Source organism: Leptospira noumeaensis (assembly GCF_004770765.1).
Lineage (GTDB): Bacteria > Spirochaetota > Leptospiria > Leptospirales > Leptospiraceae > Leptospira_A > Leptospira_A noumeaensis.
Genome location: NZ_RQFK01000023.1, coordinates 49,070 through 64,113 on the forward strand (window position 1 = coordinate 49,070; position 15,044 = coordinate 64,113).

Consider the following 15,044-nt stretch of genomic DNA (forward strand, 5'->3'; position numbering starts at 1 on the left):
TTGTATCCAAAGTTGGGGCAAATGAAAGAAGTTCTCGTTACAATCCAAAGTGTTTATCAGTATTTAGAAAAACTTGGCCCCAAAAAGTCCTTCCAGATTTTAAAAAATCTTGGTTATGAAAAGTTACTTTCGCTGACGGGAAAGGTTCCTAAAGAAAGGCTCATCGTTCTCACACAAAAATTGAGTGAAGATACAGTTGTGGAACTAGTAAAACAAATTCCCGAGAAGATCCTTGTGGAAATGATTAAAGAAAATGAGGATGATGACTTAGTATACTTTATCCATTCTCTTCCGATGTCTGATTTGGCTTTAGTTTCTAGAAGTATTCCTCCTCATGATGTTGGATTACTTGCAAAAACATTAGGTAAGGAAACGAGTGTAGAGATTCTTAAAACATTAGGAATTGAAAAATCCATTGCCCTACTCAAAGAAATTCCGATGAAAGATTTTCTCTGGTTGGTAAATGAAATGGAAGTGGGCTCTGTGATCCAACTTGTGAGCGAACTTTCTGTTGCCGATTGTAAAAAATGGATCAAACAAAGGGGTTTAGAAGAACTTCCTGTTTTGATTCATTTTTTTGGTGTGGCCAATGCTTTGGCAATTTTTAGAAAACTGGGTATGAACCAAGCCTTAGAGATGATGCATTTGTTAGGAACCCGTGAGATGTTAGAATTGTCTCTTTTGTTGTCAAAGATGCCACTAGAAGAAAAAAATATTCCAGCGCTTCGCCTACCCAAACCAAATGAATTGAATTCGAAAAACAAATCGAAACCGGCACCTAAGAAAAAACAAATCGCAAAAAAGAAAAAAACTTCTAAACGGTGACGTTTACTTTTGGGAAGTAAATGGTAAACTTACTTCCTAGCCCCATTGTACTTTCGACAAAGATTTCTCCGGACATTTTGTCCACAAGCGACTTAACAATCGATAATCCAAGTCCAGTTCCACCGATTTTTTTATTATCTGAAGAGGGGATTCTAAAAAAACGATCGAAGATTTGGTTTTTGTAATTTGGATCAATTCCAAGTCCTGTGTCTTCGACTGTGATTTCTATTTTCCCATTGGTCTCTAAAATGGAGATTCCGATTTTGCCTTTCGCTGTGTATTTGAGTGCGTTTACATAAAGGTTTGTAATGATTTGTGAAAACTCGAATTTGATTCCGCGTAAAAAATATCCTTTTTTGAGAGATAAATCCCATTCAATGGGTTTTCCTTTTGCTAGGTGTGAGTTCATGTGGATTACATCTTCGATGACTGGGACCGGATCAAAAATTTCTACCACTTCTGCTTCTTTATCTTTTTCTCTGGATGTAGTTAGTTTTAATAAGTTTTCGATTAAAAAACTGAGTCTTTTTGCGTTTTTATCAATTACCTCTAACATATTTTTATGTTCGGTGTTAAATGGTAATGATGTGTCGGACTTAAAAAACTCTAGATATCCTCTGATATTTGTCATTGGGCTTCGGAGTTCATGGCTTACGTTGGAGATAAATTCGTGTTGTAACCTTTCCTGTTCCTTTCTTTCAGAGTTGGGTCGGAACTGGACTTGGTATCTTTTTTTTGGTGAAAGAAGGATGGATGTAAAACTAATATCGACTTCTAGTTTGCTTCCATCCTTAACAAGGATTTCGACATCGGGAAGAGATAACATGGTATCAGAAGAAAGGTCCGAACCAAATCGGAGTTGGTTTGAGACTTGGTTTCCTAAAATGATGTCTTCGATATTTAATTTTGTGATGTCTCCTCTAGTATAACTAGTTAACGAACGGAACTGGTTGTTTGCTTCGAGGATACTTCCTGTATCCGCATCCACGAGGGCGATGGCTTCTCTAGAAAATTCAAATAAATATCTATACTTTTCTTCGGAATATTGTAAATCAACAGCAGATCTATCTAGTTTGATTTCTAAAATTGAAATTAGGTTTTCTAACTCTGTGATTTCTTCTCTTTGTAGTTCCATTTTGGCATTAAATGAATCTAACATGGAGTTAACGAGGACTTTGACCCGATTGTCAAGTTGTAATGTTTCGTCAGCGTTGATACGCGAGTTATAGTTACCTTGTAAAATGTCTAAAACCACTGAGTTTACATCGACAATCAGGTGTCTAACGGCATTGAGTTTTCTGTAATTGATTTGTGATGGTGCGTGGAGTTTTGATTCTGCGGGTTCTTGGAAACTATTTAGTTTTCGTACATCAAAAACTTTTTTGGGTTCCAGTGCTGCTAGAATTTCGTCAAAGTCGAGAGCTGATTTGACAGCTTCTGGTTGTATGACCCTTCTAATGAGTCGGAAATAAACATCTTTTAAGAGAGGGAAAAGTGTAGTGGAGTCACCTTGGTAGGAAAAAACTCCCTTTTGGATGAGAGGGTGTGCGTTTAATAGGTTTTTGGTTTCCCCTACTCTTAAGTGCGGATAAAAATGGGAGAGTTGTAAATCATCCCAAAGGTTTCCCGTGTTTAATTGGTTTGTGTTTTGCAAAAAATCAATGGCTTTTTTGACAGCGAGTAATACGCCGGAAACTTCTCTCCCAGTTTTCAATATGGCATCACCACTAAATGCAAGTAAGGTGGAAGGGTAAAAGGATTTTGCTTCTAAAATGGGTAACTCGAGTGTGTTTGCAAAGTCTTGAAAGTTCCGAAGGAAGGGACTAGAAAACGGATCAGAAACTAAACCTAAGCAAGAAGGTTTTAAAAATTCTTTTTCTTCTAAAAACCCGGGAGTATCAACGTAACGCACTTTAACTGGGTTTTTTGGCGCATACTCTTCTAAAAATTTTTCTGCAAAGAGTCTTTCTACTGAGTACTGGTGAGGAACCGGAAGGATGTATGCTTTGTTTCTTGTGAGATCTTCTGGTTTGAATTGGAACCTGGAATAAAAAGAAAGTGGAGATTGATAGAGATAAATTCCTTTATAAATTCGTTTGAGTTTTGATTTTTTTAAGAAACTATCTTGTAAATATGCAATGGTCGGAACTTCACCCGCTTCCACTCGACCGGCGTCAAGTAATGGCATAATTGCTTTGTGGTGAGTATTGACGTGTAGTGTGACCTTCACGCCAAATTCTTCAAAATATCCCTTTTTATAGGCTACAACAACTGGTAAGGAACTAAGTCGACTTGTTATACAAATCTGGATCACAGAGCAACAATCCCAAAAACAGGGATCGTTGCCAAATCTTTCTAGATGGTTTTGCCTTTAAGTAGAAAAAATCTCCTGGAGAAATTCTGTTGTTCTTTTGGTATATTCTGAAACATCTTTTTCGTCCATCACTTTGGCAGAGAGTAAGGAAAGGTCATAAATGGCCCGTGCCAATTTTTTTCCTTTCTCTGGATTTACACCTTCAAACGCCTGTAAGGCGGATTTAACTAAGGGTGACTTCGAATTTACCATAAGGGTGTGTGATTTTAGAATGTTCTTTGTGTCTTCTCGGTTCAACATTGAGTTCATCTCTGACATCCTTCTCATAAATTCTGGCAAAAGAATGACTCCTGGAACTTCTATGGATTTTAATGCTTCTACCTTTACTTCCACTCCTTCAGTTGGCAAGGAAGACTGGAATAAATTTTGAATTCTATCCGACTCAGTTTTATTGTCTTCGTTGACTAACTGATCCGGCGTTTCCTTATCGAGAACTTGGTCCGCAATTTCTGAATCCACTCTTTGAAACTTCCAATCAGGGTTTTTCATTTCTAAATGTTGGATGAGATGGGAATCGATTTTGGAATCGACAAGGATTGCTTCTAATCCTTGTGATTTTAATAACTCCATATATACGGAGCCCATCTCTGTTTCATTGGCATAAAAAATTTTGTTTTGGTTCTTCTCTTTATTTTTTTCCTGATATTCTGAAATGGTTGAGTATCCACCTTCTGAGTTTTTAAAAATCAAATGATCTTTCATGGAATCATAAAATTTTTCATCCGTCAAAACTCCATATTTTACAAATAAAGAGATATCACTCCAATTTTCTTCGTATTTAGTTCTATTTTTTTTGAAATCATCAATCAAACGATCCGCCACTTTTTTGATGATATGGTTTGATATTTTTTTTACGAGTGGATCATTTTGCAAATAGGATCTTGAAACATTCAATGGAAGATCGGGAATGTCAATGGTTCCTTTTAAAATTGTTAAAAACTGCGGGATGAGTTCGCTCGCGTTGTCGCTGACAAAAACATGGTTACAAAAAAGTTTGATTCCATTTTTGGAAGCTTCTAATTCATGAGTGAGTTTTGGAAAATAAAGAATTCCTTGTAATCGGAAAGGATAGTCCACGTTCAAATGGATATGAAAGAGAGATTCTCCTGAAAATGGAAAGAGGTAAGAATGAAAGTCTTTATACTCTTCTTCTTTGATTTTAGCAGGTTCTTCTGACCATAAAGGTTTCTCGCGGTTTGCTTTTTCGCCTTGGACAAAAATCCCAACTGGTAAAAAGTCGCAGTATTTTTTGATTAACTCCTTTAGTTTCCATTTGTCTAGGTATTCGCCGGACTCTCCATCCAAATAAAGTGATATTTTTGTTCCTCTTGACTCTTTTTCGATTGGCGAAATTGTAAAGTCAGTTCCTGATTCACTTGACCATATAACAGCCGTTTCCCCTTTTTTGTAAGATTTTGTTTCTATAGTTACTTTTTTCGATACCATAAAAGAGGAGTAAAAACCTAATCCAAAATGACCAATGATTTCAGCTTTGTTTTCTGCATTTTGGTATTGTTTTGCAAAGTCTGTTGCCCCTGAGAAAGCGATTTGATTGATGTATTTTTTAACTTCCTCGGAAGTCATCCCGATTCCATTGTCCTCAATCGTGAGGATTCTTTGGTCTACATCAAAATTTAGGTCAATTTTATAGTCATTGCCACCTTCAAATTCTTCTGACAAAGCAATCTTTTTTAGTTTAGTAATGGCATCACTTGCATTAGATACTAATTCTCGGAGAAAAATATCTTTTTCAGAGTACAACCACTTTTTGATGATAGGGAAGATGTTTTCTGTTTCTACACTTATTTTGCCTGTTTCTTCAGCTGACATATGTTAATCCTTTTGTTTTAATTGTTTTGTTAATTGTATGAGTTTGAATTTTTCTTTTTTGTTTAAACTTTGGAATGTTTTTTCGAGCGTTTCTTTATGCCCTTCACCGATAAGGGATACTAAAAACTCAGAATCTTCTTCTGGTAATCCGAGTTTAGTCAGATAGTCGAATAGGAAAGTATTTCTTTTTTTTCCAAAACTGGAAACAAGTTCTACAAATTCTATTTTCTGTTTGTGTTGAGTGTACCTGACTAATCCTAAATAAGAAAGAATCCCTAAGATGGCAACAAAAACCAAAATAAAAATGGAGGGCGGTTTTATTGTGTTTTGATTTTGGATCTGAGGTTTTGTTTGTTTTCCTTGTGTTGGGAGGATGGAAATTTCCGGATACTGAATTGACAGAGTTTTGTATTGGTTCTCATTTAATGAAAAGAAATTGAATGTATATGGTTCCAATTGTAAATTTCCAGATTTAGGAACTTGATACCCGTATTGGAATTGAACTACGGAATAAAATCCATATTCACCCGAATCTAATTTACGAAATGTTTTGGTTTTGTTTTGTGAAATCAATTGGATATCCGGATTGGATATGAGAGTTGGACTAATCCCTTCATAACCACCCTCCCCTTCGATTGAAATTTCAAAGTATAAAGTTTCTCCTCGGTGGATCGTTTTCGGAAATTTGGTAAGGTTTAGTTTAAAGTTCCCAATGGCTCCTGTGAACCCCTTTGGTTTGTTAGATGGTAGTTCCAGAACAGTAACTGTTGCTGGTGTTGTGGTTACCGTTTCTTGTAAAGAGTTGAATCTTAAGCTATCCCCTGAGATAAATTTTGTTTTTCCAATTTGAAACCTTCCTGATTTGATGGGTGTCAAACCATAAATTTCTTTGTCATAAACCAACGTTTTTTTAATACTATTTTTTCTTTGTACTTCCGGTTCAATTTGTACGGATACTTGTCTTAAGGTTTCTGATAAAAAATAGGGAAAGGATATGGACTGATTTGGATCTCTTTCGAGAAAAGGTTGCCTATAGCCATTGTAATAAAGGACAAAATAACCGACGATGGGTTCCCCCTTATAAAAAACAATTTTGTTTGTATGGAAGGCCACTTCAGGCGACTCCTCCGAAGGAGATTCAAAGTCATCTACTTGGAATGGGTTAAAAAATTGATTTTGAGGGTGTTTACTTTTTTTACTAACTTTAAATTGGAATGGAGGTGCAGTATAAGTTTTGTTATCATATTCGACAGAGATTTCAGGTAGTTGGAATGTTCCTTCCGACTCCGTATCCACATAGAAATTGAGTATTTGTGCTTTGGAAACTTTGAAATTGATGATTTGTGTTTCTGTCCCACTGCCTGAGTAACGAATCCGAACCCCATTTTTTTTTACGTTGGTTTGAAGTGGGCGAAAAGGTTTATCACCGCGTGCTTTGATTTCTAGTTTTGCATGTTCCCCGAGTGAAAATTCATTTGGGAACAAATGGAATTCCACATCCGAAGAGAAAATGGAGTTCAATGGGAAAAGAGAAATTAGGAAGAAAAAAGAAATTTTGTTACCAAAATTTTTCATTATCTGAATATCCTCCCTTTTTATTTTTTAGAATGGAATCTTGCGAAAAAGGATCTAAAATTCTTTCTGCATCTGATTTTTCTTCCTTCCGATTCTTGTTTTGTTCTTCCTGAGGTTTGTTTGGTTTTGGCTCGGTGTTGTTTGGATTTTGACTTTGGCTTGATTCCCTTTTTTTTGTTAAGTGTTCAATGTTTTTTTTAGCAGATAGGTGGTTTGGGTCTATTTCTAAAGTTTTAGAATATGATTTTAATGCGTTTTTTTTGTCACCTAATTTGGAATAGATATTTCCTAGGCTAAAATGAGTTTTGGCCTTTAAATCATTGCCTGATTTGGGATGGGTTAGAATTTTTTCAGCGATACCGATTGCCTCTTTGTACCTACCTTCTTGGTAAGCGGTTGCCGATTCATTGTAAAATAGCCTTGGGTCATCAGGGATGTATTCTTTTGCTTTTTCGAATTCCTTTTGGCTTTCTGTATATTTTTTTTGCTCGTAGGCCTTCGCACCTCGTTCAATGGAATTTCCACCCGGATCCAATTCCCATGCTTCTAAATGACTGACTCTAAGAAGTAAAAGTATAAATAGAATTTTATAAATTCCTTTCGGAAGTTTTTGCAGAAATAGGTTTGAGATTCTTTCTAAAAATAAAAAAATGATAGAGGCAATTAGAAATGGATGGGCTCCGTCTTCATTTTTAAACCTTTCAATGGATTGTATTTTTTTCTTTTTTGCTGTTTGTACAATATCCAAAAGTGCATATGCTCCATCTGCATACAGAGAAACATCATAATAGGTTCCATGGTTTTGATTGGCGATCGATTCCAATCGTTCTACATTCATTTTAGAAATGACTAGATTAGAGTCTGTTTGTGAATTCGAAATCCCTGCATCCTTTGTAACATAACCCCCTCGTCCGGTTCCTGGGTCACGATATTCTATGAATCCACCTTCTTCTGTTCCAATTCCCCAAACAATCACCTCTCCTTCGATAGGTGGTAAGGTTTGGTTTTCATGATCCTCTCCATCGGAAACCACGACGGTTATTTGTGAAGTAACGTGATTGTTTTTTTTTCTAATTTTGTTTAACCTTTCCAAGGCCAAAGAAAGGTTTGTTCCCTTGGATCCGACCATTTCTACACCTAAAGCTTGAATATAATCGGAAACTGCCGCTATATCCGTTGTTAGTGGGCAAAAAGAAAAGGATTGGCCCGCAAAAACAATAATTCCTAATCGATTTCCTTTTAAGTTAGGTAAGATTCTTAAAGCTAAATCTTGAAACCGTTTTAATCGATTGGGACTTACGTCAGTGGTATTCATTGACAAACTGACATCGACTACAAATAGGATATCTGCCGATTCAAACTCTTTCACGGATTCCACTTCCGTTGATTTGATTTTGAATAAGGAATAAAACGCGAAGGAGAGAGAAAGTAATAAACAGACAATTCGAATTATGTAAATTTTGGTATTCGCTGTAAAGATTCGATTTCTTAAATTTGGGTTTTGGATTCGAAAGGAATTTGCTTTTATATTTAAATATAATTTTCCAGAAAATACTAAAATCCAAATTGAGATTACAAGGATTGCTGTCGTTGCAATGGAACTTAATGTAATCATAGTTTTTCCGTGAACGGGTATACCATAAGGAAACCCACCACTCCTAACAATATAAAGAAAACGAATAAAAATTTTGGGAAATGTGTTTCGTGAATTTCCATAGGTTTAGACGGAAGTTCCACTGTTTCTAATCCGTTGATTTCGTTTAGCACCTCCCCTAAAATTTCCGGGGATTCCGCGCGGAAAAATTTTCCATTTGTGCTTTCTGAAATTTTTTCTAAGGATTCGTAGTTTACTTCGTATTGACTTTCTTCTTTTCCGATTCCAATACAATAAACTCTAATTCCAAAGGTTTTTGCTGCGTAGGATGCAGTTTCTGGATCTAATTTGCCGGTGTTTGACACTCCATCTGTGAGTAGAATGATAATTTTAGATTTTGCACTGGAGTCTTTTAGTCTGTATGTAGACAGAACCAAAGCATCGCCGATAGCTGTCCCTTGTTCGCTGATATCTTCGTCCGACGTTTCTGAGATAAGTTCATCTAACGCGTACCTATCATTTGATAGAGGGGATTGTAAGTATGCGGCTCCCGCAAACACTACAATCCCGATTCTATCATACAAACGTTTTTGGATGAATGCCTTCAGCAAATCTTTGGAAACCACTAACCGATTTTTTGGTAAAAAGTCGTAGGAGTTGACCATGGAACCTGAAATATCGAGTGCGATCATGATATCGATTCCATTTGTAATGTCAGGTGTTAATTTGAATTTTTCTCCAGGTCCTGCAGAAGCTATAATTAAAAAAATTCCCGCTATGTAAAATATTAATTCGGTTAATTTTGATACTAACGCGCGAAAGTTGATGGGAATGAAAGATTCGGATTTTTTGAACCGATCCGATTGGATGAGTAGGACGGATCCGAAGGGTTTTTTTCTCCATTGGTAAATCCCAAGTAACAATAGAGGGATGATTAAAAATAAGAGGTATGGCCTTTGGAATTGATCCATAGTTATATTTCGAATTCCTTTTTGATTTTTTCCCAAATAGACCGCCCCGATTGTTTGTCGAGTACCGTATGGTTTTCATCATATTTGGTTTTTCTAAAATAGATTCGTAAGTCTCTTAAGGTTGAATTTTCTATATGTGTTCTGTTGGATAAATCTACTAAGAATTCGGAATCAGTTTTCCCAAGGAAGTTGGTTTCTAATTTTTTGGAATAAACTTCTTTGAGGTATTCGCTAATTTTAAATGCCAACTCTTTTTCGAAGATAACTTCGGATTCTAGATAGGTCTCAATAAGGTGTAAACGTTTGGTAGTTTCTTCGAAGACGGGCCTTTTTTCCCAGAATGCATCTACAACTTTTGGTTTGGATCTCCAGTATAAATATAATGCATAGAGTAAATATAGATTGATAGCCGTGATGATTAGGATGATCAATAAACGAAAAAAATAGGGCCCTGAAAAAACAAGTGGTGGCTCAATATCTTCGATATCGGTTTCTGAACCGAGTAGTTGTGACTTCACTTTAATAGAAAGTGATGATCTTTGGTTTATATTATTTTGTATCCAAGAAACAGGTAAAACGAAACTACCTGGTTTAAAAAAAATAACGGTAGCTTCTAATTTGGATTCTTTTTTAATCACATTGGAAATTTTATAGGAAGGCATTGTATCATCTTCGTAAATTTCACCTTCCTCAATATTTAAATCTACTTCTGTAGATTCTGATAACTCGATTTGGTAATGAACTGTATCTCCCACATAGATATCTGTTTCTAAGACAGTCTCTTTTGGAGTGCCAAATATTGGAATAGAAATTACTAAAAATAAAATGATGTATTTAGCCATTGCGTTTGATTCTAAATAGAGGAAGGATTTGATTGGAAAGTTTTGTATTGGGGTCTATTTGTACAAATTGTACTCCGAAAAATGATTTGGCTGCTTTTAGATCATCATTATACATTGTTTCGTTGCTACGAATGTTTGGGTTCTCTTCTGAAATTTTTTGGAACAATCGAAGCCAGAAAGGAAATTTTAAAGTATCTATCTCATCTTGAACCCAAATTCCTACGGATTCCCAGATTTTTGGTAGTTTATTTGTTTTTATATAACTAGAAAAATCATTAAAATCAGAAATCCAATAAGATACTGCATATTTTGGATAAAGTTTGAAGGCGAATTGGTAAGCATTCGAGTAGTTGGTACCTTCGCTTAATGTTTGTTTTGCGAGTTTTGAAAATGCCAGCAAAATTTCGGATTCTGTGCGAATCCATTTGCTTGGTGACAATTGGTGATCAGAAAATGGAACGAGTAACACTCGATTCCCCATTTTGATATGGAATAAAGATAAAAAAAGGGAAATTTGAAAAGCAGTAGTTCTTTTCGAGCCGCTAAGAGAAATGCTTGTATCATAAAAGATAATAATAGAGGCATCTCGTTCCTCGTAATATTCTTTTGTATAAAGTTCTCCTGTGCGAGATGTAACGTTCCAATCAATATAGCGCATATCATCGCCGTAATGATAATTTCTTACTTCTTTAAAGTCAAGGCCCCTTCCCCGTTCAGACATAGTAAGAAGGCCTTGTTTGGTGGATGAAAATTTTTTCTTAGTTTCCCATTGTAAAACTTGAAGGAGTCGTTTTAACTCTGGCAATAACATCTATGGGACTTCCGTAACAGATAGGATTCGTTTGATGATAGAATCGGTGCTGATATCCTCGCTAATTGCTTCAATCGATAAGTGAAGTCTATGTTTTACGATTTCTGAGAAAAAACGTTGGATATCTTCAGGGATTACAAAATCTCTTCCTTCTAAGAGGGCGTTGATCCTACTTACTTTAAGCATAGCAAGACTAGCCCGTGGGCTCACTCCATGTTGAATGAAATTTTTTAATTCATTATCACTTGTCGTTTCGGGCCTTGTATTTCTTGTTAAGTTGACAATATAGTTTTGTAGTTTAGGCTCCACAAAAACTTTGTTTGAGATTTCGGAGATCTTGTGGATTTCCTTTGGTTTGATTACTTTTTTAGCCTTCTTTCTGGAAAAATCTAAATTTCCATGTTGGTGTAAGATGGCCACTTCATCTTCAAAGGAAGGATAAGTAACAGCTACCTTAAATAAAAAACGGTCAAGTTGTGCCTCTGGAAGTGGATAGGTTCCCTCTTGGTCAATTGGGTTTTGTGTTGCAATGACAAAAAATGGAGGTTCTAGATCGAAGGTTTCATCAGCGATTGAAACTTGTCTTTCTTCCATACATTGTAATAAAGCCGATTGTACTTTTGCCGGAGCTCTATTGATTTCGTCAGCTAACAAAATATTTGTGAATATTGGGCCTTTCCGGATTTCAAACGATGAAGTTTTTGGATTAAAAATATTGGTTCCCGTTAAGTCTGCCGGTAATAAGTCGGGAGTAAACTGAACTCTTGAAAATTTAGCATCAAGGATAGCCGCTAAATTTTTTGCCACTAATGTTTTTGCAAGACCGGGCATTCCTTCGAGTAACACGTGTCCTCCGGCGACCAAACCTACAAACAAGGATTGGATGACATTGTCCATGCCGGAAATGGATTCTGATAGTTCCGACCGAAGTAATTTTACTTGGTCGGAGATTTCTGTGATTTGTTCTTTGTCTATTTGCATTGTGATGGAGTCATTTTTGGCATTGGTTTATCGATCATATAGTATTCTGTTTTGCCTCCAATGGTCCAACATCCCATTTTTCTACCTTGAGGTTCTACAGGTCCTTTTCCTAACTCTCTACCATCTTCTGAGTATTCAGTAGCATCTTCTGTGGAACGAATCACCATTCTTTTTTTACCAGAAGGATAAAAGTATGTATAAGGAATGCTCGGTTTGTAGTTTAATTTTAAATCTTGTGTTTCTTCATCAATTTTTACAAGAGAAAAGAACATTTTGCCTTCGCCAAGGATTTTGCCAGTATTGTCATACACTTTAGCAGATTCTAACATACTTTCGTTAGCCATATTGCCTTGGTATCCAATTTGTCCGTTTTTATAGTAAAACTTCCATTCGCCGGTTCTTGTATGTTTTCTTGGCCCTGTTCCAAAAATTTTTCCGTCGGCATAATATTCTTTCCAGGTTCCTGTTCTTTCATACTTAATATCTAGGTTTTCGGAATTTTCTTTTTTAGAATAGTTCCCTTCTGCTAGTAAATTTCCTTTAGACCCAAACATTTTCCATAACCCGCTGCGAATGTCAGAGGAATATGAACCTTGTGATTCAACGACTCCGTCTTTGTAATAGTTAATTTCTTGGCCGTTTTTTAATCCATTACTGAAAGAGACTTTGGTTTTGATTCCATTTCCATCAGCACCTACGAAATAATAGATCCACTCTCCGTCTTCTTCGTTATCTTTAAAAGATCCCTTTTCTACCCACTCACCTTTGTTATTCTTTCGGTAGTAGGGGCCATTTTTTTTATCATCCGCATAACTTGTTTCTGAAGTTACGATTCCTTGTTTGTCGAAAGTTTTTGCGATTCCTTCTTTTTTCCCATCAACCCAAGGAGTTTCGACAATGAATTTTTGTGGGTTTTCAGGGTCTGGTTTTTTCCAGAGTCCAACTTTTTTACCGTCATTATATTCCCCTACTTGGTCAAGAGTAGATTTGTATTTTGGATTTTCAGCCGTGGAACCTGGTTGTTCGAATTGAATGTATTCTTCCCAAGAACCATGTTTGGGTAGAGATTTAATTTTTGGAGCTGCAAACTTAGCAACTTGGTCTTCTGTACATTTGGCCCCGCCACATTCTGCTTTTACTTCTCCCACTGCACGAATTCCGCCTGAGTTTTTGAAACGTTCCGTGCGGATCCATTTCCCTTTAGAATACTTCAGTTCAAATTCCTGATCGCCTGACCCGTCTTTTATGGAGCCACCTGAACATTGAATTGTCAGTGTTAAAATGATTAAGTAGAGAAGTTTGTTTTTCATGTTTCTATCCTGTCGAAGAGATGTGCGCGTTTCAATTTATTTACCGATAGCAATTCATTCGCAATCGCTATTTTTCCTCCGGTCAATTTATCGGAGAAAAAACGAGGAGGAAGGATATGGAAGGCACCCTCTCCTTTAACATATAAAATTTCTTTATCTAGAGATGTGAGTTCACATTCAAGTAATACTTTGCGTTTTGCTTTTTTGATTGGCCATGCGCGAATCTGCAGCTCTTTTTCAACTGGGGTTGCCTTATGGAATTTGAAACTCATAGTGTCGGTCATTACTATATAACCTAGGTGAAAACATAAACCGCCCATAGCTTCATCCAAAACAGTGGAGAGAATCCCTCCGTGAACAAATCCTGGAGCTCCGTTGTACATTCTTTTAAAACTATAAGTAAAGTTAACCTCACCTGTTTCATCATGAAAAGTAAAATCTGCAACGAGTCCGAGTGGATTTTCTTTCCCACAGCCGAAACAAGTATCGTGATGGATTTCGTAACCATGTTTAGAAGGATTTTCTATAGGTTGGTTCATTCTTTGTCCTTATTATTTAATTTTCTAAAAATTCTAAAATGACAGAAGCTACTTCTTTGGGAGAATCCATATGTAAGTGGTGTCCTCCATCTAGGGTAACTTTTTTTAGGTTGTTTACTGCATTGATTCTGTTTTCGTATTTTTCGGCAATGGGGAAGCTTGATTTGTCACCTAATATGAGTAATGTTGGGCAATCGATCCGATTACAAAAAGATTCTATTTGTTCTTCTGTGTATCGAAAAAATGAATTGTAGTGAAGTCTTAAGTCTCTTCTGGGTTTTAATCCTTTTGGAGTTTTTTCAATCCCACGTTCCATTAGGATTTCTGCTGATTCTAACTTCATGTCACCTGCTCGCATCCTAATGGCAACCGCTGATTCCATATTTGGAAAATACGTTTCTTTTTTGCCCCTTGGGTGCAGAACTTGTTTGATTGCCTCAGTTAAAATTTCTGGCGCAGATTCGGATAAATTTGTGAGAGGTCCAAGTGATTCAATAAGAACAAGTTTTTTGATTTTTAAAAGATTGGTTCCTGCAACTAACGTTGATATTGCGGCACCCATTGAGTGTGCCATAAGAATAAAATTTTCTAGTCCTAAAGCCTGAGCGATGGAAACAATTTCCAATGCATACTCTGCAAAATAATAAACGGTATTTTCTGGTTTGTGACTCGATTTTCCATGGCCTGGGAAATCCATTGATATAAATCTGTACTCTGGAAAATATTTGGCGATAGGTGCAAAACTATTGGCATTATCCAACCAACCATGGAAGGCAAGGATTGGTGTTCCTTGTGGATTCCCCCACTCTACTCCCTCAATCGAGTGGAATTTTGTGCGAACAGAAATCGGTAACATATACCTAAGCCTTTTGAATTCCTTCTCATTGTAAACATTTATCTTTTCGATTTAGGCTTGATTCTTTTTTGCATTTTTATGTAATTTCTTCATGAAACATTTACTTTTGAGTGTATTGCTGGTTCTCCAGGTAATCCCACTTTTCTCGGAGTCTAAACCAATGGTTATATGTGCAAGTTTAGAAGACTGTGAAAAAAAGGCAGATGCGACAGAAATCCATAGAAAAAAAATTACCTTACTTACCTTTGGGATTACTGAGTATGGGAAAGATGTTCCTGTACAGAACTTACTTCCAGTGTATTTGAAGCGAGTTAAGTCTACGATTCTAGAAGCAAACGGAGAAACCGGATATAAAGGTGATGTTATTCTGAAAGTGACTCATAAACCAGAATATAAGCAATCGCAGCTACATAAAGCCGAAGAAGATATACAATTTATAGATACAAACCAAAGTTTTCTTTCTAAAGAAAACTATTCAGAACTTCTAAAATTAAAAACTCTTTTAGGCCAATCCAGATGATTCGTATTTTTTTTAG

General features: G+C 36.3%; 13 protein-coding genes. 2 read left to right on the forward strand and 11 right to left on the reverse strand.

The annotated features are described in order from the left end of the window. The first annotated feature begins 21 nt into the window (after positions 1-21). Positions 22-825, forward strand: a complete 804-nt coding sequence (locus EHQ24_RS06970) for a magnesium transporter (protein WP_244310325.1) — start codon at positions 22-24, stop codon at positions 823-825. Here EHQ24_RS06970 and EHQ24_RS06975 read toward each other — a convergent pair. From EHQ24_RS06975 to EHQ24_RS07025, 11 genes are read right to left on the reverse strand one after another with little or no spacing between them, the layout of a single operon-like run. Beyond that, the gene (locus EHQ24_RS06975) at positions 815-3,139 is read right to left on the reverse strand and encodes a sensor histidine kinase (protein ID WP_135600958.1); all 2,325 of its coding nucleotides are present in this window, start codon (positions 3,137-3,139) and stop codon (positions 815-817) included. The genes EHQ24_RS06970 and EHQ24_RS06975 overlap by 11 nt on opposite strands. Before the next feature lie 57 nt (positions 3,140-3,196). Beyond that, positions 3,197-5,029 carry a molecular chaperone HtpG gene (htpG, locus tag EHQ24_RS06980; RefSeq protein WP_135600959.1) on the reverse strand — a complete coding sequence of 611 codons (1,833 nt, stop codon included), beginning with the start codon at positions 5,027-5,029 and terminating at the stop codon, positions 3,197-3,199. 3 nt (positions 5,030-5,032) lie between these two features. Beyond that, a complete protein-coding gene (locus tag EHQ24_RS06985) occupies positions 5,033-6,604 on the reverse strand; it encodes a BatD family protein (RefSeq protein ID WP_135600960.1) in 1,572 nt (523 codons plus the stop codon). Beyond that, entirely contained in the window at positions 6,588-8,219 is a 1,632-nt protein-coding gene (gene batB, locus EHQ24_RS06990) for a VWA domain-containing protein BatB (protein ID WP_135600961.1), read from the reverse strand. The genes EHQ24_RS06985 and batB overlap by 17 nt, the downstream gene beginning before the upstream one ends. Then, a complete protein-coding gene (gene batA, locus EHQ24_RS06995; RefSeq protein ID WP_135600962.1) occupies positions 8,216-9,169 on the reverse strand; it encodes a VWA domain-containing protein BatA in 954 nt (317 codons plus the stop codon). Before batA ends, batB begins: the two co-directional genes overlap by 4 nt. A 2-nt stretch (positions 9,170-9,171) precedes the next feature. Next, positions 9,172-10,011, reverse strand: a complete 840-nt coding sequence (locus EHQ24_RS07000) for an LB_053 family protein (RefSeq protein WP_135600963.1) — start codon at positions 10,009-10,011, stop codon at positions 9,172-9,174. Next, positions 10,004-10,822 (reverse strand): DUF58 domain-containing protein, encoded by an 819-nt coding sequence (locus EHQ24_RS07005; RefSeq protein ID WP_135600964.1) that lies wholly within the window; start codon positions 10,820-10,822, stop codon positions 10,004-10,006. Before EHQ24_RS07005 ends, EHQ24_RS07000 begins: the two co-directional genes overlap by 8 nt. After that, positions 10,823-11,803, reverse strand: a complete 981-nt coding sequence (locus EHQ24_RS07010) for an AAA family ATPase (protein WP_135600965.1) — start codon at positions 11,801-11,803, stop codon at positions 10,823-10,825. After that, positions 11,794-13,113, reverse strand: coding sequence for an LIC20035 family adhesin (locus EHQ24_RS07015; RefSeq protein ID WP_135600966.1), 1,320 nt, complete (start codon positions 13,111-13,113; stop codon positions 11,794-11,796). Before EHQ24_RS07015 ends, EHQ24_RS07010 begins: the two co-directional genes overlap by 10 nt. After that, positions 13,110-13,652: a PaaI family thioesterase gene (locus tag EHQ24_RS07020; RefSeq protein ID WP_135600967.1), complete on the reverse strand. Its 543-nt coding sequence runs from the start codon at positions 13,650-13,652 to the stop codon at positions 13,110-13,112. Before EHQ24_RS07020 ends, EHQ24_RS07015 begins: the two co-directional genes overlap by 4 nt. 16 nt (positions 13,653-13,668) lie before the next feature. Further along, positions 13,669-14,508 carry an alpha/beta fold hydrolase gene (locus EHQ24_RS07025; protein ID WP_135600968.1) on the reverse strand — a complete coding sequence of 280 codons (840 nt, stop codon included), beginning with the start codon at positions 14,506-14,508 and terminating at the stop codon, positions 13,669-13,671. A 160-nt stretch (positions 14,509-14,668) separates the two neighbouring features. Between EHQ24_RS07025 and EHQ24_RS07030 the strand changes: the two genes are divergently transcribed. Continuing rightward, on the forward strand, positions 14,669-15,028 hold the full coding sequence (locus EHQ24_RS07030; RefSeq protein WP_244310326.1) for a hypothetical protein: 360 nt from the start codon (positions 14,669-14,671) through the stop codon (positions 15,026-15,028). Positions 15,029-15,044 lie beyond the last annotated feature (16 nt).